The organism is Kutzneria sp. NPDC051319 (assembly GCF_040682195.1).
Taxonomy (GTDB): Bacteria; Actinomycetota; Actinomycetes; order Mycobacteriales; family Pseudonocardiaceae; genus Kutzneria.
This window is the reverse complement of sequence record NZ_JBFBAM010000076.1, coordinates 1-20,233: the sequence shown is the minus strand read 5'-3', so window position 1 is coordinate 20,233 and position 20,233 is coordinate 1. Positions and strand designations below refer to the sequence as shown.

Here is a 20,233-nt window from a genome sequence, read left to right as displayed (position 1 = left end):
TACCACCCCGACACACCGCCCCGCGTCCGTCGACCGTCCCAAGATCGCCCGGTCGGGGCCGATAGGTCCGCTTTGCCCCGTTCACGCGCTATTCGCCGGAGCCCCGACGCAGGGAAGGACGCCTTACCCGCGGTCAACGAGGGTAAGGCGTCCTTCCCTGCATGAGTCGCGGCTCAGGCCGAGCGTTCGGCGCGCTCGCGGCGGTGGGCGCCGCTGGACTGCTCGGGCAGGCGGGGGTGGTCGGACAGGCGGGTGAGGCGACGGGAGGAGGTGATGGCCTCGCGGTAGACCTCCTCGAAGGTATCGAGGGTGGTGGCCATGCCGTGGGCGCCGATGATGGCCAGGCTCTCCTTGCCCATGCGCTCCCGCTCGGCGTCGTCGGAGAACAGCTGGGTGAGGCGGGCGGCGAGGGTGGGGACGTTGCCGGGCGGGTAGAGCCAGCCGTTGCGGCCGGGCCGGGCCAGGTGGGGCAGGGCCATGGCGTCGGCGGCGACGACGGGCTTGCCGGCGGCCATGGCCTCCATGGTGGCGATGCTCTGCAGCTCGGCGATGCCGGGCATGCAGAAGGCGTCGCTGGCGGCATAGGCGTCGAGCAGCTCCTCGTCGGAGATGAAGCCACGGAAGCGCACCCGGTCGGCGATGCCGAGCTGCCCGGCGAGCTGCTCCAGGGCCTCACGCTTGCTGCCGTCGCCGACGATCTCGGCCCGCACCTTGAGCTCTGCCGGGATCAGCGGCAGAGCACGGATGAGCTCGTGGACCCGCTTCTCCTCGTCGAGCCGGCCGACGAACAGCACGGTGCGGTGCTCGGGGTCGGGCGAGACGGGACGGTTCTGGTAACGGTCGAGGTCGATGCCGCACGAGATGGCACGGGCCTGCATCGACAGGCCGTTGTCCATGAGCAGCTGCACGGCCCGAGGGGTCGGCGCGGTGACGACGTCGGCCTTGGCGAACTCCCGGGTCACGTCCCACCAGGCCAGCTTGGACACGGCCTTGCGCAGCCAGCCGGGCACGCCGACGTGGCCGAGGATGTTCTCCGGCATGAAGTGGTTGGTGATGACCAGCGGCACGGTGTCCCGCTCGGCCGACCAGATCAGCGCCCGGGTCAGCAGGAAGTGCGACTGGGTGTGGATGATGTCCGGCTTGATCTCGGCCAGCAGCGGGTCCATCGTCCGGCGCGACTGCCACGGCCAGGCCAGCCGGAACGACGGGTGGAACGGCGTCCGGTACGCCTTGAGCCGGTGCACCGTGACCCCGTCGACCGTCTCGGTGGACGGCCGCCCGACCGGCGACGGGCACATCACGTGCACCTCGTGCCCACGGGAGGCGAGCCCGGCGGCCAGCGTCTGGGTGAACCGAGCCGCCCCGTTGACGTCCGGCGGGAAGGTCTCGGCGCCGATCACGATGCGCAGTCCGGAGGCCGCCTCGTGCCGATCGGGCACCTGGGACCAGGTCATTTCGTACTCCCGTCGTAGTGCTGGGTCATCCCGGGCGCGACAAGCTGCCGGTCGCCGTCGACGACTGTATTAGCTGGGTCTGGTGACGTCGGCCGACGCAGCGTGAGCACGACCACGCCCGCGGCGGCGACGACGGCGCAGAGCAGGGCGGCTGCGGCCACAACCGGTGGTGTGTCGGTGGCCTCACCGAGCAGCACGACGCCCAGCCCGACGGCGACCAGCGGGTCGATCACGGTCAGGCAGCCGATGACGACCTCGGGCGGCCCGCTGGCGTAGGCGTGCTGGACGAGCCAGCCGCCGACCAGGATGCCGACCGCGATGCCGGTGACCTCGGGCAGCGGGAACACGCCGCCCTCGGTGAGTTGCTGCAGCGTGGCCCGCATGAGCAGGGACACGTAGCCGAAGCTGACGCCGGACGCGGAGGCGAAGGCCAGGCAGCGGGTGGCGCCGGTGTTGAGCGCGGCGATCGCCGCCAGCCCGCCGACCACGCCGACGACCAGCACGGTGGCCCGCAGCTCGACGTCGGGGGCGACCGTGGTCGCCTTGGCCGCGGTGGCGGCGACCAGCACGAACGCGATGGTGCCGACGGTGCTGGCCGCGACCGCGCCGATGGCCACCCGGTCCAGCCGGATGTTCTCGATGCGCACGGACATCACGGTGGTCAGCGCGAACGCGAGGATGCCGATCGGCTGGACCACGGACAACGGCGCCAGCCCGAGGGCGGTGGCGTGCAGCGCGGCCCCGCCGGCGGCGACGGTGATGCCGGCCAGCCACAGCGGCTGCCGGACCATCCGCAGCAGGGCCGACAGTCGCAGGCCGCGGTCGTCGGCGCACTCGGTGAGGCCGCCGTGCTGAAGCCTCGCCGAGACGGCGTTGCAGCAGGCCCCGAGCACGGCCAGGGTGATCGCGAGCGGGATCATCGGGCACCGCCCTCGACCAGACCGGCCGTCTCCCGGTGGGCCTCGGCCACCGGCTTCGCGCCCCGCCACAACGCCGCGCCCAGGACGAACAGCAACGCCATGTCGATACCGAACAGCATACGCTCGGCCAATCCGAGGTAATTCTTGACGAATCCGAGGAACGGCAGCATGTCGGGCTCGTTGATGGCCAGCTGAATGACGGCGAACGTGCCGAGCACGATGGTGCTGGCCATGGCCAGTCGCAGCACGGTCGGCGCGAAGCGCTCCCAGCCGTTGGTCAACTGACACCGCCCGGCCAGCAGGAAGCCGGCTGCCGACAGGCACGGGAAGAAGAAGATGGCGGCCCACCGGTGCACCGCGCCGGAAATGGACTGAATGCCGTCCGTCGGGTCCGTCGGAAAGACGAGAGCGACCGCGAGCCCGAGACACCAGACCGAGACCAGAACGATGAGAACGGTCCCCCTGATAATGCCGACACCAGCCAGACCGACCATCAGGGCAATGGAGCCTATGGTCAGTGCGACGAGGCTCGTGTCGAAATACCGGGACCCCTGGTCGGCGAATACATAGTCGCTGATGGTGTGTTTGATCGGATTGAGCTGCCCGCTGGACTCCAGGTGCAGGTAGACCATCGGCAGCAACGCGGCGACAAAGCTGACGATCGCGAGCAGCGCCCACGTTCGTCCCCCGTCCCAGGTTCGGCCCCCAGCCGCACGGTCGCTCACGGTGTCGATTCTCACCTCATCCGCACACACGGGTCCATGGGGGACACCCCTGGTTCGGGGGTGGGGAAAACCCCCGGACCGCCGGGACCGAACACCACCCGGCGCAGGTGACGCGGCCCTCGCCCCGGAGATGACGCGGCGAATCCCCGGTCAGCGGCACCGTACTGCCCGGCCGACAGTGTTTCGACAGCATCGGCCGCGTGGCGAGCCACACTATCGTGTGTGATGCGGATCACAACAAATTGAGGTCACGATCAGGTTTCGAAATGGTTGTTGATCTTCACATATCTCAGCGTTCTCTCAGCTAATCACTTATCGCTTTCCTGTCGTGTTCACCGAACCCCTTGCGGTTGTTGCCCACCGGTTTACGGCGCGTTCACCGGTGTCGCCGCCGGCGAAAATAGACGTAAAACAGCGAACGCCCCTCCCGGCCGGCTGCCGGGAGGGGCGTTCGCAGGGTGGGCGCCGTGCCGTCTGGCCGCACGCGCGGCCGGCGCCCCGAGGTGGATCTAGTTGTTGACCATCGAGCAGCCGGCCATCGACACCAGGTTGCCCTGCGGCTGCGGGGCCCGCGCCTGGTTGAAGAGGTTGAGAATCTGGTTGATCAGGAACTGCCGGTTGTTCTGCAGCGAGCCCAGGATGGCGTTGTTGACGAAGTCCGGCGTCGCCTGGCTGCCGGCCGCCTGCAGCCGGTTGTTGGCGTCGGTGAGGAAGTTGTCCATCTGGTCCAGGTCCTGGGTCACCGAGGACTTCACCGGCGCGGGAATGGCCGGCATCTTCTGCCGCACGTCGGGGCAGGTCACGTGCTGGTTGGACGCGGGCTGGCCGGTGTTGCCGCCGCCGTTGTTGCCGGCGCCACCGTTGTTGCCGCCGGTGTTGCCGCCGCCGTTGTTCTGGCCGCCGCCCTGCGGGTTGTTGACGCACTTCTGGCCGTTGTTGATGCAGCCGACGACGCCGCCCATCTGCTGGGCGTTCATCAGGAGCTCGGTGTCGGCGTGATCGGTGGCCGGGCTGTGCAGCTGGCCGTCGAAGCCGTCGACCGCGAACACCGAGCCGTTGGGCACGGACTGGTAGACCAGGTCGTACTCCAGCTGCGGCACGGCCTTGGTGCCCTTGGGGCACTGCCCGCCGGCCTTGGCGAACACGATGTGCGTGCGGTGGTTGGCCGAGTCGGTGTTCTTGCCGTCCCAGCAGTTCGGGAACTGCATGATCCGCTCGACCGCGGCGCCCTGCGGGCACACCGGGTACTTGTTGGTGACCCGGTTCTCGAAGCCGGTGCAGGTCCAGGTGGCCTTGGCGTTGGCCGCCCCGTTGGTGACCTCCTTGGCGTCACCCATGATCGACCGCAGGAACTTCGGCGCCGCGGCCACCTTGGCGGCCCCGCCGCTGGTGAACTTGATCGTCGCCGAGGTCGGCTCGACCAGCCGCCCGATGTTGCCCTTGTCCGGACCCTGCTGGTTGTTCTTCGTGCCGTTGGCCTCCTGCTTGATGCGGATGACCGGCCAGTAGTACGTGGACTTGTCGCCGTTGGCGCAGGTGGTGCCGCCGGCGTCGAGGCTGCGGTCGGTGGACCGGGCCGTGGTGGTCCGGTTGCCGACGTAGTCGTGCACGTGCAGGGCGCCGTGGTCGAGGCCCGGCGTGACGATGAAGTTGTCGGAGTTGTGGTGGTTGTTCTGGTTGGTGCCGCAGTCCTCGGTGAAGGTGCCGCTCGCGCCGCCGGCGTTGGCGTTGCGGTTGGGCTGGACCTTCTTGATGTCGATGAAGTCGTTGGCGAACGGGCCGATCTTGTCCGAGCCGGGCTTCGGCGCCTTGGCCAGCAGCGCCTGCACGCTGGCCATCTCGGGCGAGTCGCCGGTGGCGGCGAACGAGTCGCCCATGCCTGCGGCGACGCCGACGCCCACGGCCGATCCGGCGGCCAGCACGAGACCGCCGATCACCGCGGTCAGTCGCATACCGCGCGACCAGGGCCTAGTTTTTCCGAACACTGATTCTCACCTCGTCATGCGGAGTTGACGACCCTGCGGATGATCAACACGGTGCCCCAGGCCAGTGCGCCGATGAGCAGCACGCCGACGAGAACCACGGCCGGGGACGGCCGGTCGTCGACGATCTGCGCCGCGGCGTTGGTCTGCTGGACCACTGTCGTCGTCGGGGTGACGCCGCCCGCGCCGGCGGCGGAGCCACCGGCCTGGGCCTGATCGGTCGTCTGGGGAAGGGCCGGATCGGGGAGCGAGGCCGAGTCCACCAACCTGGTGTCCTCGAGCACGGTCATGTGCTTCATGACCGTGTCCACCGCGCTCTGAGCGAACTGCTTGATCAGATCGTTCTTCGTCCCCGCACGCGCCGCGGCGACTGCCGTGAACAGCTTTCCGTTCCCCTGGCGCGCCAGGTTCACATAGTCGTGGTCGAACGTCGCGCCCGCCTCGTCGTGCAGCTGGGAGAGCCAACCCTGCTGGTCACCGTCGGGCTGGCCGGGCAACTGGACGCCGACCTTCCCGGCGAGCTGCGCCGCCTGCTGGTTGAGCGTCGTGTCGTCGGCGACCAGGGCCGCGGCGGCGGTGCGAACCGTCGCCGACGAGGCCTGGTCCCTGGCCATGCCGCCGGCCTGGATCTCCCACATCGCCGACTGCATGACCATCGTCAGCACGTCCTGGTCGCTCTGACTGACGCCGGAACCGCCGCCCTGATCCCCGGGCGCCGCCGCATGCGCCACCGCCGCCATGATCGGGGACATCATGGCGAGCACGGCGGCCGCGAGCAGCACGAGGATCCGGGCGATCATGACGTGGCCGCCGCCTTCTTGCCGTCGGGTCCCACGGCGAACCACAACCCGCCCTGACCCTGCCCGGTGGTGTCACCGGGCCTCTGGTCGGGCGCGTACCGGTACAACGGCTGGCCGCCGAGCGTCATCTGCTTGGTGCCGTCCGACCGGGTGACCTCGCCGACCAGACCCTGGCCGACGCCCTGGACGGTGACGGAGCCGTCCTGCGCCGACACCGGTTCCCAGGTCAGCGCGCACTCGCCGTCGCAGGTCGCCCTGGGCGGCGACGACGTGTCGTGGCTGTACATGTAGAGGGTGAAGCCCTGGTCGTCCACCACGACCTTGCCCAGCGCCGTGGAGGCCACGCTGAGCACGGCGTTGTTCGGCGGGGCGTCGGCGTCCGACGTGTACACCGGGGTGGCGACGGCCTCGGCCGCGGTCGCCGCCTGCGATCCGCCCGAACAGGCGGACAGCAGGGCCAGCGGCAGCAGCCCCAGCGAGGCGAAGGCCATCAACCGGGCACGGCGGTGGCGCAGGTGCACGGTGGCGTCCTTTCGTGCGGGAGAAGGGTCGCCACTAAGTACTCTGCGCGGTCGAATTCGGCTCACTCGTGGATGCAACCGCTCACATTCACAGTTGACTGTGACAGAAAACTACCGAGAGTGCACTTCCCCAAACACGTCCGTGGCATCAAGATGTCTCCCGTGGTGCGGTACCGAATGACCAGACGCGACCAGCCCGTGGCGGCCAACGCCGCCGGCGGGGACTCGACGCTGGTCACCGCGCTCTACCAGGAACATCGCGGCGCCCTGTTCGGCCATGTGCTCCGGTTGACCGGCGGCGACCAGCAGTGGGCCGAGGACGTGGTCCAGGAGACCCTGTTCCGGGCGTGGCGCAACGCCGACAAGCTCGACGACGCCCCTGGGCTGTTACGGGCCTGGCTGTTCACCGTCGCGCGCCGAATCGTTATCGACGGCCGGCGCAGCAAGGGCGCACGGCCGCCGGAGACCGAGGCCGGGCCGCTGGAGATGGTCGCCGTGCCCGACGGCACCGACAAGGCGCTGTCGGCCATGGTGGTGGCCGAGGCGCTGCGCAGCCTGTCGCCGGAGCACCGCGAGGCTATCCTGCAGACATACCTCAAGGACCGGACGGTGAACGAGGCCGCCGAGGTCCTCGGGGTGCCGCCGGGCACGGTGAAGAGCCGGGTGTACTACGCACTGCGGGCCCTGCGGCGAGCCTTGCAGGATCGGGGGATGACCACATGACATCGCCGACCGACCACGTGGACGTCGCGGCCTACGTGCTGGGGGCGCTGGACGAGTCCGACAACGCCGGCTTCGAGCGCCACCTGTCGACCTGCCCGCGCTGTCAGGCCGAGCTGGACGAGCTGTCCGGCCTGCCGTCGCTGCTCGACCAGGTCCGCGGCAGCGGCCTGCTGGCCGACCTGCTCGGCGACGACCTGGCCGGCCCGGCCCGCGGCAGCATCGGCCCCAACAGTGTCAATCCCTCCGGGGGCCTGAGCACGCCGCCGCCCATGCTGGGCAACTCCGGCGCGTTCCCGACCAGTGCCGGTCCGACCAACGCGAACCCGTTCGCCGGGGGCTTCCCCGCCGGCCCGCCCGCACCGCCCCGGCACGGCTCCCGTCCGCCCATGGGGGGCATGCCCGACCTGTCCGACTTCCGCCCGGCGCCGCAGCTGCCCGCGCCGCCGCGGATGGAGGACAAGGTGCTCCAGGGCGTCATGGTGAACATCGCCGACGCCCGACGACGCCGCAGGCGCACCGGCGTGCTGGCCGCGGCGGCCGCGGCCGTGCTGATCGTCGGCGGCCCGCTGCTGGCCCTGGGCCTGACCGGCGCGTTCGGCGGCGGCCCCGCCGAGACCATCCAGGCCAGCAACGGCCCGGTGAACGCCAAGATCGGCCTGACCGGCGACGACCACGGCACCGAGGTGTCGTTCGAGCTGACCGGCGTGAAGGGCCCGCTGGACTGCACGCTCTACGCGGTGTCCAAGGACGGCCTGACCCGCCGCGCGGTGAGCAGCTGGACGGTGGACTCGAAGGGCTACGGCAACGCCGCGAACCCCGACGCGCTGCACATCGACGGCAACGTCGCGATCGCCCGGGCCGACCTCGGCAAGCTCGAGTTCGCCCGCGAGGGCGGCCCCGACATCCTGGACATCAACGTCTGAGGTCGGACCCAGAAAGAACTGACACTGCGTGAACGCCTGTGGCGCAAGGCTTTTGCCTTGCGCCACAGACGTATAACGATGATCTTCGGGTCAGCCCAGCAGGGCATCACCGAGCGTGATGCCGTTGGGGGTGCCCCAGCCGGTCGCCATGTCGAAGCCCGCACCGGCCTGATAGAAGCGATTGTCCCCGACTGTCACATCGTTGACAGCCAGGCCGCCCAGTGCGTACAGCTTCGGGTTGAGCTGGCCGATCCTCAGCTTGCCCAGGATGCCGGCGCGCTGGTTGATCAGCGTCAGGTAGGACGCCCACAGCGGCGAGGCCGCGCTGGTGCCGCCGTTACGGCCCCAGGCACCCTGGATGTAGACCGAGTACTCGCCGCCCGAGGCCGCCGCCGACACGTCCGGCACCTGCCGCTTGCCGTCGCCGGTCTGCCACAGCGGCTTGTCGAAGACCATGGACTGGCCGCCGCCGGTAGCCCAGCCGCCGCCCTGGTTCCACGTCGTCTCCGAGGCCCGCGTGCCGTCCGCGTTCAGGGTCAGCTTCGTGCCGCCGACGCTGGTCACGTACGGGTTGGAGCCGGGGAAGTCCACCGCCAGGTCGGCCGCGTGCTGGGTGTTGGCGTCCCGCTCGCAGTCGTAGGCGCCGGCGTCGCCGGAGGGCGCGAAGAAGGTCATGCCCTGCGCCGCCGCCTGCTTGGCCACCGCGTCCACCGCCTGCATCGAGGCCAGGCTGCGGTCGTACTCGCACAGGCCCCAGCTCGACGAGACGACCGGCACGTTGTCGGCGACCAACGCGTTCCACATGTCCACCTCGGCCGAGGTGGTGTTCGGCGCGGTGTAGACGACGAGGTCGGCCTTCGGCGCGATCGCGTGCGCGACCTCGATGTCCAGCTCCACCTCGGCCTGCGCCGAGTCGCCGTCGGTGTTGCCGCCGTCGATGTCGCGCACCACGGGCGGCGCGGTCGGCAGGTTGAACTGGTGGTCGTAGGTGTCGATGTTGGCCTGGTCGAACTTGCCGTACTCGAACAGCGCCAGCGTCTGCCCGGACCCGTCGACCTCCAGGCCGTTCAGCCCGTACGCGGAGCGCAGCTCGTTCGGCGTGTAGCCGCCGCCGGGGCCGCTGCCGACCTTGGGGCCGGCGACCTCGGCCGTGCGCCGCTGCGGCACGTAGTGGTCGTCCAGGCCGGTCACGCCGGTGACCACTGAGGACAGCGACGAGGGCACCTTGGGCGTGGAGTCGGCGGCCGCGAAGTCACGACCCAGGCCGGCGTCGTGCCAGCGGGCCAGCGAGGTGTTGAAGGCGGCGCCCAGCTGGTCGGCGGTGCCGCTGGCGTCCACCGCGAGCCGGTTGGCGCTCACACCCGTCACCTTGAGACCACGCGAGCGCAGGTAGTCGGTGACCCGGTTCACATCGGACTGCGTCGGTCCGAAACGATCCCGAAACTGTTGCGGCGTAATGTACTTCGCATGGCCGGCGGCCTGGTCGGCCAGCAACCTGTCCAGTTCGGACTGATTGCGCAGCTTCAGGCTGACCGCCACGGAAACGCTCTGCGACCCGGGTAACGCGCCGGTTCTCACCGCTCTGTCGAGTCCGGGCACGACGCTCGCGACCAGCGGCGAGAACGCCGGGGTCGGTTGCGCGAGCGCGGGGACGCCCACGCTGACCAGCGACAACGGCAAAGCGGTGAGGATCGCGACCATGGTGCGACGGGACAGGGCCACTTGCACTCCTTCGAGTGGTATCGATCACTCAGCGCCCTTAAAATAGACCAGTCCGACGTATGCACTGAGCGAACGGGTGGAATTGCCCGTTCGGATCGCGGTCGCCGCGTACGGAACGTCGCCGCTTGGAGGTACCCGCGTGACCCGCACCTTCGCCACCGCCCTGGATCTCGGTTCCGTCCCGGAGCACGAGGAAGAGCTGGCCGAGGTGCTCCGCAGAGGGCCGTTCCACCTGGCCCTGCAGGCCGCCATCGCGGCCAGCGGGCTGAGCCTGGAGACCGTCCAGCGCCGCCTCCAGGCCCGTGGGCACGAGGTCAGCGTGGCCAGCCTCAGCTACTGGCAGCGCGGCCGCAGCCGTCCCGAGCGGGCCAGTTCGCTGGAGACCGTGCGCAGCCTCGACACCGTGCTGGGGCTGCCCGCCGGTTCCCTGATGAGCCTGCTCGGTCCCGCCCGGCCGCGCGGTCGGTGGGCCAACCACGTGCCCGGCTCCGTGCCGTACACCGAACTCGGGCACAGCGACCGCACGCTGCAGATGCTGTCCGACACCATCGACCCCGAGACCAACCAGCGGCTGGAGACCCTCAGCCACCACCAGGACCTCTACCTGGACGAGGACGGCCGCGGGTATCGGATGGCCGTGCGGCGCGTGCTGCGCGCCCGGGCCGACGGCGCCGACCGGATGCTGGTCATGAACGTCGGCGACGACCCCGAGGCCGGCAGCCCCGTCTTCACCGCCGGCGTCAACTGCGTGCTCGGGCGGACCGTGTACGACTCGGAGGAGGACGTCACCGCCGCCGAGCTGCTGTTCCATCGCAAGCTGACCATCGGCGAGACCTACCTGGCCGAGTACGAGATCAGCGGCGTCAACCCGAAGGTCCGCACCACCGAGCTCACCCTCGGCTTCCGCCAGCCGACCCGGGAGTGCGTGCTCCAGGTCGTGTTCCACCCCGACGCCGTGCCGGCCCGCTGCTATCCCGTCTGGCAGCCCCAGGCCAAGCAGCAGCCCGCCGGCAAGCGCAACCGCCGCGAGGAGGCCGAGCAGCGCATCGAGCCCAACGGCAGCGTCCACGTGGCCCTGGTCGACATCCCCGCCGGCCTGTACGGCCTGCGCTGGGAGTGGGAGTAGCCGCCAGGCCGCGCCGGTTGCTGCGCCCGGTAGCCCAGTCCCGCGAGGCCACGCCGGTGCTTCGCCCGGTAGCCCAGTCCGCGAGGCCGCGCCGGTGCTTCGCACGGTTGCTGGATTTCGATCGCCGCCCCCCAACGCACCCACCCACCCGAGCCGGATGCGGCGGTCGAAATCCAGCAAGGGCGAGGCACCGGTCACGAGCGGCCTCGCCGCGACGCCGAAGGCGGCGCCAACAAACACAGCACCGGTCACGAGCGGCCTCGCCGCGACGCCGAAGGCGGCGCCAACAAACACAGCACCGGTCACGAGCGGCCTCGCCCCGCCCGGAACGGGCGGCATGAGCACAACACCGGACACATCTGGGTGGCTACCGGCCGCGTCCGGTAGCCGATCTTCCCGACCGGGTATAGAACCGGTGCGGGCCGGTCGGCAACCTCCCTCGCTATGTCACGTCTTGGCAACGGGGGCATCGTGCGGCCCCGGCGCGGGAAGGGGCAGGTGTGGACAACCGGTACCGGTACAGCGGCTCGTACCGCCGTCCGATTCGTGCCACCAACGGCCTGCGCAACGCCAAGATCGCCGTGACCATGGCCTCGGTGCTGACGCTGGCGCTGACCTGGTTCGGCTGGACCCAGCTCCAGCAGATCACCAGCGGCCTGACCACGGCCGACGTCATCGAGTCCGGGTCGAGCAGCGAGTCGCCGGCCGACGGGTCCGAGGACATCCTGCTGGTCGGCATGGACAGCCGGACCGACGCGCAGGGCAATCCGCTGTCGCCGGAGCTGCTGGCCCAGCTGCACGCCGGCGGCGACGAGGGCGAGTCCAACACCGACACCATGATCCTGGTGCACATCCCCAACGGCGGCGGCCGGGCGACCGCGATCTCCATCCCGCGCGACTCGTTCGTGGACATCGCAGGCGGCCACGGCACTCACAAGATCAACTCGGCCTTCGCCCGGGGCAAGTACGACGTGGAGCCCAGCCTCAAGCAGCAGGGGCTGGCCGGGGCGCCGCTCGAGGTGCGGTCCAACCAGGAGGGCGCCAAGACCGCCATCCGGACCGTGCAGAACCTCACCGGCGTCACCATCGACCACTATGCCCAGATCAACCTGGCCGGGTTCTACGACATCACCCAGGCCGTCGGCGGTGTGCAGGTGTGCCTGCGCAACGCCGTCGACGACGACTACTCCGGCGCCCACTTCCAGGCCGGGGAGCAGACCGTGTCCGGGGCGGCCGCGCTGTCCTTCGTGCGGCAGCGGCACGGGCTGCCCGAGGGCGACCTGGACCGGATCCGCCGGCAGCAGGCGTTCATGGCCGGCATGGCCCAGAAGATCCTGTCGGCCGGCACCCTCACCGACACCGGCAAGCTGGCCGCGTTGGCCGACGCCGTCAAGAAGTCCGTGGTGCTCGACCAGGGCTGGGATCTCGTCAGCTTCGCCCAGCAGCTGCGGGGCCTGACCGGCGGCAGCACCCAGTTCGCGACCATCCCGGTCGAGAACATCTCGTACGAGACGCCCGAGGACGGCGACGCCGTCAAGGTCGACCCGTTCAAGGTGCTCAGCTTCGTGCGGGGGCTCACCGAGACCACCACCACGAAGGCGCCGCCCGCGATCACCGTGGACGTGCTCAACGGGGCCGGGGTGGTCGGCCTGGCCGGGCGGGCCATGGACCTGCTCGCGGCCAAGGGCTACGGGCGTGGCGACACCGGCAACACCGCTGGGCGGTCGACCACCCTGGTCACCTACGGCTCCGGCGGCGAGGCCGGCGCGCGCAAGGTCGCCTCGGACCTCGGGGGCAATGTCACCGTGTCCCAGGAACCCAGCCTGGCCGACGGCCATGTCGAGGTCTACCTGGGTAGCGACTACCGCGGTCCCGGGGCCCAGGGGTGGGCCGGTGGTGGTTCGCTCGCGCTGAACGGAGCAGCCCTCAGGGCCGCTCCTACCACCGCTTCCGACGCGCCGATCACGGCGGACGGCGTCACCTGCGTGAACTGACTCGCAGGCTCAGGACTGGACGTTGCCCTGCTGGGTCGTCGTGTTGTGCTGCTGGGCGCCGGGCTGCGGGGCCTGGTTGAGCTGCTGCGGCGGAGCCGGCGGGGCCGTGTCCTCGGCCTTGCCGTCCTTCGCACCCATCTCAGCCTTGAAGATCCGCAACGACTGGCCGATGCCGCGAGCGGCGGACGGCAGTTTCTTGGCGCCGAACAGCACCACGATCACCAGAAGGATGATGACCAGGTGTGTTGGGGTGAAAAAGTTGAATGGCATCGCTGTCCAGCGTAACCCACCCGCCGCCGGGAACAAGCCTGCCAACCGGCCGCGCATCGAGTGGTCCCGCCCGGTCACCATTCCCCGGATCCGGCGCTCCCCTACCCACGACACCCGCCAGACCACCATCTCCGGATCCGACGCTCCCCCACGCACGACGACCCACCCGGCCACGATCCCCGGATCCGGCGCTCCCCACCGCAACACCTGCCCGGCCTCTGCCGCCGGTCCCGCAGACCCACCGCAACACCCGCCCGGCCTCTGCCGCCGGTCCCGCAGACCCACCGCAACACCCGCCCGGCCCCACACCGCCGGCCCAACAGACCCCACCGCAACCCGCCCGGCCTCCGCCGCCAGCGCAGCAGGCTCCGCCGACATCAACGCCTGATCGCCGCCTCCCACCGCCACCACCGCCCCGGCGTCCGATCCGGTGCTCCCCGGCCCGCCATCACCGGCCCGGCGCGACCGCCCGCCGACATCGCCGGGCCGGCTCGGTGGCGGCCGCTCGCCGAAGCCGTTCGCCCCCTGCCGTCGGCCCGGTGGGTCCTACCCTTGCCGCCCCTGAGCCGATCGGGTGACGGCCTCGTCCGAAAAGTTCTCGCGAAACCGCGTAATGAACCGCTCCGTGCACGCTCTCATCAGCGTGCGGATCGACCCGATGACATACCAGCGCGTGCTCGGTGACGAGCTACGCAAGCTGCGCAAGCAACGCGGCTGGACCAGGAAGGTGCTGCAGGGAAAGCTGCAGACCGAGGTCTCGCTGCAGACCCTGGCGACCTACGAACTCGGCACCCGGCAGTGCTCGGTGGTGCGGCTGGCGGAGATCTGCCTCGCCCTCGAGGCCCTGCCGCAGGAGCTGCTGGCCCGCGTCCACGGCCGGATCTTCACCGACACCCCCGGCGAGCACATTCGCCTGGAGCTGTCCCGTGTCGTCGAGGACGGCCAGCCCGAGCTCCTGCCGCTGCGCCGCTGGGCCCGCGACCGCCTGCGCGCCGCCGGCGCCCGGACCGGCGAGGTCCAGCTCGACCTGCCCGCCCTCGAACAACTGGCTGAGCTCTGCGGGGTCGACACCGTCGACCTCATGGGCCGTCTCCGCCAGGTCATGACCCGCTGACCGGTCGCCGTCTCCCCGGCGACCGGTCAGCACCGCTCCTCCGATTTCTGACGGCCCCACCCCGCCCACACGCCACACCCCCGTCACATGCGGTCCGCACGTGACGTGTGGCGGCAAGTCCGACGCGCATGTGACGGTCGGACCGCCCGACCGGTGGGCCCGTCAGGCAAGACCCCGCGTGTCCCACCACGCGAGGAATCCCGCGTGTCCCACCACGCGAGAAGCCGGCCGTGGACCCCACCACGGCCGGCTTCGTTTGGGAGACCGATACCCCGACGATCCGTCTCCCAGCTCCTGGTCCCCCGAGTCCGCGCCTCAGCCGACCGGGGTCGCGGTGCGGGTGGCGGCCAACAGCTCGTAGTCGGCCAGCTCGACCTTTCGGGTCCGCAGCACGTACTGCCACACGAACCCGGGCCAGACGGTGCGGTTCACGCCGGCGGAATCCAGGTACCAGCTGTTGCAGCCGCCGACGCTCCAGACGCCCTTGCGCAGCTTGCGCTGGATCTCCAGGTTGAACTTGCGCTGCGGGGCGGGGCGCACGTCCATCGCGGTGACGTCGTGGCTGGCGAGCAGCTGGAGGCACTGCGACACGTAGCGGGCCTGGGCCTCGATCATCAGAACGACCGAGTTGTGGCCGAGTCCGGTGTTGGGGCCGAGCAGGAAGAACAGGTTGGGGAAGCCGGAGACGCCGATGCCGAGATAGGTTTCCAGCCCCTTCTCGCGCCACTGGCTGGTCAGGTCGACGCCGTTGCGGCCCTTGATGTCGAGGTAGTCGAAGGCGTCGGTGACGTGGAAGCCGGTGCCGAAGATGATGGCGTCGACCTCGTGCTCGACCCCGTCGGCGGTGACGACGGAGTGCTCCCGCACCTCGGTGATGCCCTCGGTGACCAGGTCGACGTTGGGCCGGTTGAAGGTCGGGTAGTAGTCGTTGGAGATCAGCACCCGCTTGCAGCCCATGGTGTAGTCGGGCGTCAGCTTGCGCCGCAGCTCCGGGTCGTGCACCTGCTCCTTGATCTGCTTGCGCACGGGCTGGGAGGCGAAGTTCATCAGCTTCGGGTTGAAGGTGAAGGCCAGGGCCCGGGAGTCCAGCGCCCAGAACAGGGCGGTGCGGCGCAGCCACTGGGTGGCGGGCAGGTTGCGGAAGAAGGTCTTCTCGACCTTGCTGACGGGACGGTCGGCCTTCGGCATGACCCACGCCGGCGTGCGCTGGAACAGGGTGAGCCGCTCGACCTGCTTGGCGATCTCCGGCACGAACTGGATGGCGCTGGCCCCGGTGCCGACGACGGCGACGCGCTTGCCGGTGAGGTCGTAGTCGTGGTTCCACTGCGCCGAGTGGAAGCTCTCGCCCTGGAAGCGCTCCATGCCGGGCAGGTCGGGGACGGAGGGGATGTGCAGGGCGCCGATGCCGGCGACCATGGCGTCGGCGGTGTAGGTGTCGCCGCCCTCGGTCCGCACGGTCCAGCGCTTGGTGTCGTCATCGAAGGCGGCGCCGGTGACCTTCACGCCGAACCGGATGTGCTCGCGCAGGTTGTGCTTGTCGGCGCAGATCCGCAGGTAGTCCCAGATCTCCCGCTGGCCCGCGTAGAGCCGGCTCCACTCCGGGTTCTGCTCGTACGAGAAGGAGTACAGGTGCGACGGGATGTCGCAGGCGCAGCCCGGGTAGGTGTTGTCCCGCCAGGTGCCGCCGACGTCCTCGGCCTTCTCCAGGATGACGAAGTCGTGCCGGCCGGCCTGCTTGAGCTGGATGGCCATGCCGAGCCCGGAGAACCCGGTGCCGATGATGACGACGCTGGTGTCCTGCCCGCCCATGTCCGAATTCCCTCCGTAGACCCTGCTCACGACCTTAACTCGCCAGTAGGTTACTACGAGTAGGTTACCTTGGGTAGACTGGTCTCGTGACGAGCGCAGCCGACACCGGCCGACGCAGGCGGATGCCCCGGGCGGCCCGCAAGGCCCAGATGCTGGCCGTGGCCGAGGAGGTCTTCGCCGAACGCGGCTACCTCGCCGCGTCCATGGACGAGATCGCCGAACGGGTCGGTGTGTCCAAGCCCATGCTGTACGAGTACTTCGGCTCCAAGGAGGGCCTGCTCGTCGGCTGCATCGACAAGGCCCGCACCGAGCTGCGCGAGGCCACCGAGCAGGCCGTCATCGGCGCCGACAGCCCCGAGAGCATGCTGCGCCTCGGCCTGCTGGCCTTCTTCCGCTTCATCGCCGAGCGCCGCCAGTCCTACGGCCTGCTCCGCCACGAGGCGGCGGTGACCGTGCCGTCCGCGGTCGAGGAGATCGAGGCCATCCGCCGTCAGCAGACCGACCTGATGATCGGCTGGATGGGCCTGTCCCTGCCCGGCGCCGACTCCCTGGAGCTCGAGGCCGCCGCCGAGATCCTCGTCGGCTCCTGCGAGCGCCTGGCCCAGTGGTGCGAGCGCCGCCCCGAGGTCACCCCTGAGCGCGCCACCGACCTGCTCATGACGGCGGTGTGGACCGGCCTGGCCTCCCGCGCGGACATCTGACCCACCACCGGTCCCCACCCCTCCCCGCGCTCCCAGAGGCACAGGCGGTCCGGATGTGCCTCTGGGAGGCAACAACGACGCTCATGCGCCATTCGGATGTGCGCGAAGGCGTATTTCGGTGTGACGCTGGGCGGGACTCGCGGGGGTCAGCGCGGGTGGTCGACCGACCAGCCGGTGCGGTCGGCCCACTCGCGGGCCCGGCCGAGGATCTCGTCGATCAGGCCGCCCTTGGCCTCGGCGTACTGGTTCATGTCGAACCAGTCGCGGGTGGCGAGGTCCCGCTTGAGCTTCTCGTAGGCGTCGCGGTCGGCGGGGGTGGCCCGGAGCCAGTCGCCGAACAGCAGGTGGTCGCGTTCCCACTTGCCGCCGGACGGGCAGATGTGGACGTGCACGTCGAGCTGCTCGGTGCGGGCCATGCGGTGGTCGGGCTGGCGCACCCGGAGGTGGTAGCCGGCGGCTTCGAGTTGGGGCAGATAGGTCTCCTCTCGATTGGCGTCGGCGACGCTGACCTGGATGTCGACGACGGGCTTGGCGGCCAGCCCGGGCACGGCGGTGGAGCCGACGTGGTCGATGCGGATCGCGTTGTCCCCCAAGGCCTTGCGGATGCGCGACCGCTCGGTCCGGAAGCGCTGGGCCCACGTGGGGTCGTGCTCGACGATGGTGATGTCACGCTTCTCGCGACCGCCGATGAGGCTCTCGCCGACCAGCTGCTCGCGGACGGCCATGAGCACGAACCCGAGCAGGTTGGCGCCGAGCCACGTGCGTGGTGACGTGGTGCGCTCGTCGCCGGCGGCGAGGCCGATGCCCCAGATCGGGTCCAGGGGCGAGGCCTCGACCAGCACGCGGTCGCTGGTGCCGAGCAGGTAGCGGCCCAACAGGGCGTGCTGTCCGAACTTGGCCAGGTTGCCGGCGACGACGATGTCGAAGCGGTGGGCGGCCCAGACCTCGTCCTCGTAGCCGCGCACCTCGCGGCCGAGGTTCTTGGCCTCGTTCGGGTGCCGGGCGCGCAGGATCCGCGCCGCCGTCTCCCCGTCGCCGAACAGCAGTGCCTTGCGGTGCATCATGAAGTGCTCGGCGGTCGGGAACACCAGGTCGTCGACGGTGAACTCGGCCGGCCACCACTGGCTCAGGCACGAGGCGCCGATCCGGCCGTCACGACGCGGCTCGTGGCCCCAGAACCACACGTACTTGAGCCGCCGTCCCGCGTCTTCGGCGCGAATCAGGTCCTCGACACTGCGCATCACCACAAGTGCTGTCCTACCAGCAACCGACGACCGGGTCCCGCGCTTTTGCGGTACTCGTGCCATCGTCCACTTCGGACGGCATCAGGTCATGGGCGTCACCCCGATCGCGGACATCAGCATCGGGAACGACACGTGCAGCTCCCGCTGCCAGTACGGCCAGCTGTGCGTGCCGGGCCCGTACATGTCGAGCGTGGCCGGGATGTGCAGTAGCCGTAACCGGTCGATCAGCGCGGACGTCTCCGCGCCGTGCAGGGCCTCGCTCTGGTTGAACCCCGTCCCGGGCGGGTCCAGCGGGCCCGGCTGCCCGTTGCCGGAGGCGATGAACAGCTTGGTGCCGCGCAGCGCGAAGGCCAGATCGACCGGATTGTGCGCGGCCCACACGATCCGCTGCTTCACCGGGTCGCCCCACAGGGCGTTGGGATCATGACCGTTGCTCGTCACGACCGAGGTGACCTGGGTGATCGCCTCCTGGGACAGCAGGGTGTCCAGCGCCCCGCTGTAGGAGGCGGCCGCCTGGAACATCCCGGGATGGCGGGCCGAATAGTCGAACGCGCCCAGCCCGCCCATCGACAGGCCGGCGATGGCTCGACGCTGCCCGGCCCGGTAGCCGCGTTCCAGCAGCTGGCGCAACTCGACGGTGTGGAAGGTCTCCCAGGCCGGTCCGCTCAGCCAGTTCGAGTAGTAGCCGTCCGGTCCGGCCTCGGGCATCACGACCAGCACGTCCGTGCCGGCGGTGAGCGCCGCGACATCGGTCTGGCGGGTCCAGGACGTGTAGTCGTCGCAGCACCCGTGCAGCAGGTACAGCACGGGCCATCGGGTGTTCGGCCGGGCGTCCCAGTCCGGCGGCAACAGCAGCCGGGCCCTCGCGGTACGCCCCAGCGCGGGCGACTGGATCGTCAGATCCAGTGTCCTCGGGCCGACCATGGTCTGATCGACGACCGTCGCACCGTCGTCGGCCGTCACCTGTTGCGCCGCCCCAGCGTTCGAGGCGACCGAGCCGGCCACGAGGCCGACCACCACCAGCGCGACCCCGGTCAGGAGGCGCCAGATCACCGCACGTGTCCGCATGACCACACCGTGGCACACGAACCTGGCAGCGCCGTCGATCCTGTCCGGGGTGGGACAGAACGCCACCGGGTCGGCCGAGTGAACACGGCGAAAAAAGGGGCGTGTTCCTGGGTTTCCACCCCCAGGAACACGCCTTTTCAGTTTGTCAAGCAGATGCGGCCGCGAGGCCGCGCCGGTGCTTCGCACGGTTGCTGGATTTCGACCGCCGCCACCCGACGCAACCCACCATCGAGCCGACGCGGCGGTCTAAATCCAGCAAGGGCGAGGCACCGGTCACGAGCGGCCTCGCCCCGCGCGGAACGCGCGGCAAAAGCACAGACCGGTCACGAGCGGCCTCGCCGCGACGCCGAAGGCGGCGCCAACAAACACATCACCGCACGCGGTAGACGACTGTGCCGTGGGCCGGGACGGACGCGCTGATGGTGCCGGTGGTCGTCGACTTGGCCTTGGACCAGAGGTCGGTGAGGGTGCGGGTGCCGGCGGGGGCGCCGATGGCCGACAGCGTGGTGGAGATCTTGGCGGTCTTGTCGGTCTCGTTGAACAGGGCGACGGCGGTGTCGCCGTTGGCCAGGGGCTTGCGGATCACGTGGAGGCCGTTGGACGAGGAGATCTCGTTGCCCTGCACGCCTTTGGTGTCCTGGTCGAGGGCGACGACGTCGGCGTTGCGCAGGATGGTGAGGGTGGCGGAGGAGGCCTTGCGGATGTCCGAGCCGATGAGCAGCGGGGCGGCCATCATGGCCCACAGCGTGAAGTGGCTGCGGTACTCGGTGTCGGACATCTTGCCGTTGCCGACCTCGAGCATGTCGGGGTCGTTCCAGTGCCCGGGCCCGGCGTACTTGCCGAGCTTGATGTTGGCCTTGTAGATGGACAGCATCTTCGAGTACGAGTCGTTGATGTCACCGGTGGTGCGCCAGGAGTTGCCGACCGGCGCGGCCCAGGTCCACGGCTGGTTCTGGCCCCACTCGCAGATCGAGTACAGGATCGGCCGGCCGGTGGCGGCCAGCGCGTCGCGCATGGCGGTGTAGCGCTTCTTGGCGTCCTGGCCCTGGTTGTTGCAGTTGTCGTACATCTGCACAGCGCATGAGCCTCACCTGGGGAAACATATGATTCGATCTTGGTTTCAGGCCCCCAGGCCGG

18 protein-coding genes are annotated in these 20,233 nt (G+C 70.1%); 6 read left to right on the top strand and 12 right to left on the bottom strand.

Annotated elements, in window-relative coordinates; all coding sequences use genetic code 11:
* Positions 1 to 173: 173 nt before the first annotated feature.
* The 6 genes from AB0M73_RS41620 to AB0M73_RS41595 all read right to left on the bottom strand — a co-directional run bounded on the left by AB0M73_RS41620 (position 174) and on the right by AB0M73_RS41595 (position 6,402).
* Positions 174 to 1,454, bottom strand: coding sequence for a glycosyltransferase (locus tag AB0M73_RS41620; RefSeq protein ID WP_363903717.1), 1,281 nt, complete (start codon positions 1,452 to 1,454; stop codon positions 174 to 176).
* A complete protein-coding gene (locus tag AB0M73_RS41615; RefSeq protein ID WP_363903714.1) occupies positions 1,451 to 2,374 on the bottom strand; it encodes a DMT family transporter in 924 nt (307 codons plus the stop codon). The genes AB0M73_RS41620 and AB0M73_RS41615 overlap by 4 nt, the downstream gene beginning before the upstream one ends.
* Complete coding sequence (locus AB0M73_RS41610) at positions 2,371 to 3,099, bottom strand: DUF998 domain-containing protein (protein ID WP_363903712.1); 729 nt, start codon at positions 3,097 to 3,099, stop codon at positions 2,371 to 2,373. Before AB0M73_RS41610 ends, AB0M73_RS41615 begins: the two co-directional genes overlap by 4 nt.
* Positions 3,100 to 3,608: 509 nt before the next feature.
* Positions 3,609 to 5,051, bottom strand: a complete 1,443-nt coding sequence (locus tag AB0M73_RS41605) for a DUF1996 domain-containing protein (RefSeq protein WP_363903709.1) — start codon at positions 5,049 to 5,051, stop codon at positions 3,609 to 3,611.
* Between the two features lie 47 nt (positions 5,052 to 5,098).
* Positions 5,099 to 5,881 (bottom strand): DUF4142 domain-containing protein, encoded by a 783-nt coding sequence (locus AB0M73_RS41600; RefSeq protein ID WP_052394900.1) that lies wholly within the window; start codon positions 5,879 to 5,881, stop codon positions 5,099 to 5,101.
* Positions 5,878 to 6,402: a hypothetical protein gene (locus tag AB0M73_RS41595; RefSeq protein ID WP_084579466.1), complete on the bottom strand. Its 525-nt coding sequence runs from the start codon at positions 6,400 to 6,402 to the stop codon at positions 5,878 to 5,880. Before AB0M73_RS41595 ends, AB0M73_RS41600 begins: the two co-directional genes overlap by 4 nt.
* Positions 6,403 to 6,579: 177 nt before the next feature.
* Between AB0M73_RS41595 and AB0M73_RS41590 the strand changes: the two genes are divergently transcribed.
* Positions 6,580 to 7,125: a sigma-70 family RNA polymerase sigma factor gene (locus AB0M73_RS41590; RefSeq protein WP_052394903.1), complete on the top strand. Its 546-nt coding sequence runs from the start codon at positions 6,580 to 6,582 to the stop codon at positions 7,123 to 7,125.
* Positions 7,122 to 8,048, top strand: coding sequence for a zf-HC2 domain-containing protein (locus tag AB0M73_RS41585; RefSeq protein ID WP_363903704.1), 927 nt, complete (start codon positions 7,122 to 7,124; stop codon positions 8,046 to 8,048). Before AB0M73_RS41590 ends, AB0M73_RS41585 begins: the two co-directional genes overlap by 4 nt.
* 90 nt (positions 8,049 to 8,138) lie before the next feature.
* On the opposite strand, the gene AB0M73_RS41580 is transcribed toward AB0M73_RS41585, so the two are convergent.
* Positions 8,139 to 9,770: a S53 family peptidase gene (locus AB0M73_RS41580; RefSeq protein WP_363903701.1), complete on the bottom strand. Its 1,632-nt coding sequence runs from the start codon at positions 9,768 to 9,770 to the stop codon at positions 8,139 to 8,141.
* Between the two features lie 139 nt (positions 9,771 to 9,909).
* On the opposite strand from AB0M73_RS41580, the gene AB0M73_RS41575 reads away from it, so the two are divergent.
* Both AB0M73_RS41575 and AB0M73_RS41570 read left to right on the top strand, forming a co-directional pair.
* Positions 9,910 to 10,896, top strand: coding sequence for a hypothetical protein (locus AB0M73_RS41575; protein WP_363903698.1), 987 nt, complete (start codon positions 9,910 to 9,912; stop codon positions 10,894 to 10,896).
* Positions 10,897 to 11,396: 500 nt separating this feature from the next.
* Complete coding sequence (locus AB0M73_RS41570) at positions 11,397 to 12,890, top strand: LCP family protein (protein WP_363903695.1); 1,494 nt, start codon at positions 11,397 to 11,399, stop codon at positions 12,888 to 12,890.
* A gap of 9 nt (positions 12,891 to 12,899) precedes the next feature.
* On the opposite strand, the gene tatA is transcribed toward AB0M73_RS41570, so the two are convergent.
* Positions 12,900 to 13,160, bottom strand: a complete 261-nt coding sequence (gene tatA / locus AB0M73_RS41565; RefSeq protein ID WP_043718498.1) for a Sec-independent protein translocase subunit TatA — start codon at positions 13,158 to 13,160, stop codon at positions 12,900 to 12,902.
* A gap of 643 nt (positions 13,161 to 13,803) precedes the next feature.
* Here tatA and AB0M73_RS41560 point away from each other — a divergent pair.
* The gene (locus AB0M73_RS41560; protein ID WP_363903782.1) at positions 13,804 to 14,274 is read left to right on the top strand and encodes a helix-turn-helix transcriptional regulator; all 471 of its coding nucleotides are present in this window, start codon (positions 13,804 to 13,806) and stop codon (positions 14,272 to 14,274) included.
* A gap of 315 nt (positions 14,275 to 14,589) precedes the next feature.
* Here the strand turns inward: AB0M73_RS41560 and AB0M73_RS41555 are convergent, their stop codons facing one another.
* Positions 14,590 to 16,083 (bottom strand): NAD(P)/FAD-dependent oxidoreductase, encoded by a 1,494-nt coding sequence (locus tag AB0M73_RS41555; protein ID WP_363903692.1) that lies wholly within the window; start codon positions 16,081 to 16,083, stop codon positions 14,590 to 14,592.
* 122 nt (positions 16,084 to 16,205) lie between these two features.
* Here AB0M73_RS41555 and AB0M73_RS41550 point away from each other — a divergent pair, with 122 nt between their 5' ends.
* The gene (locus AB0M73_RS41550) at positions 16,206 to 16,784 is read left to right on the top strand and encodes a helix-turn-helix domain-containing protein (protein WP_363903779.1); all 579 of its coding nucleotides are present in this window, start codon (positions 16,206 to 16,208) and stop codon (positions 16,782 to 16,784) included.
* A 146-nt stretch (positions 16,785 to 16,930) separates the two neighbouring features.
* On the opposite strand, the gene AB0M73_RS41545 is transcribed toward AB0M73_RS41550, so the two are convergent.
* The 3 genes from AB0M73_RS41545 to AB0M73_RS41535 form a co-directional block, all read right to left on the bottom strand.
* On the bottom strand, positions 16,931 to 18,025 hold the full coding sequence (locus AB0M73_RS41545; protein WP_363903689.1) for an NADAR domain-containing protein: 1,095 nt from the start codon (positions 18,023 to 18,025) through the stop codon (positions 16,931 to 16,933).
* Between the two features lie 84 nt (positions 18,026 to 18,109).
* Positions 18,110 to 19,096, bottom strand: a complete 987-nt coding sequence (locus AB0M73_RS41540) for an alpha/beta hydrolase family protein (RefSeq protein WP_363903686.1) — start codon at positions 19,094 to 19,096, stop codon at positions 18,110 to 18,112.
* Between the two features lie 370 nt (positions 19,097 to 19,466).
* Positions 19,467 to 20,165 carry a hypothetical protein gene (locus AB0M73_RS41535; RefSeq protein WP_363903776.1) on the bottom strand — a complete coding sequence of 233 codons (699 nt, stop codon included), beginning with the start codon at positions 20,163 to 20,165 and terminating at the stop codon, positions 19,467 to 19,469.
* Positions 20,166 to 20,233 lie beyond the last annotated feature (68 nt).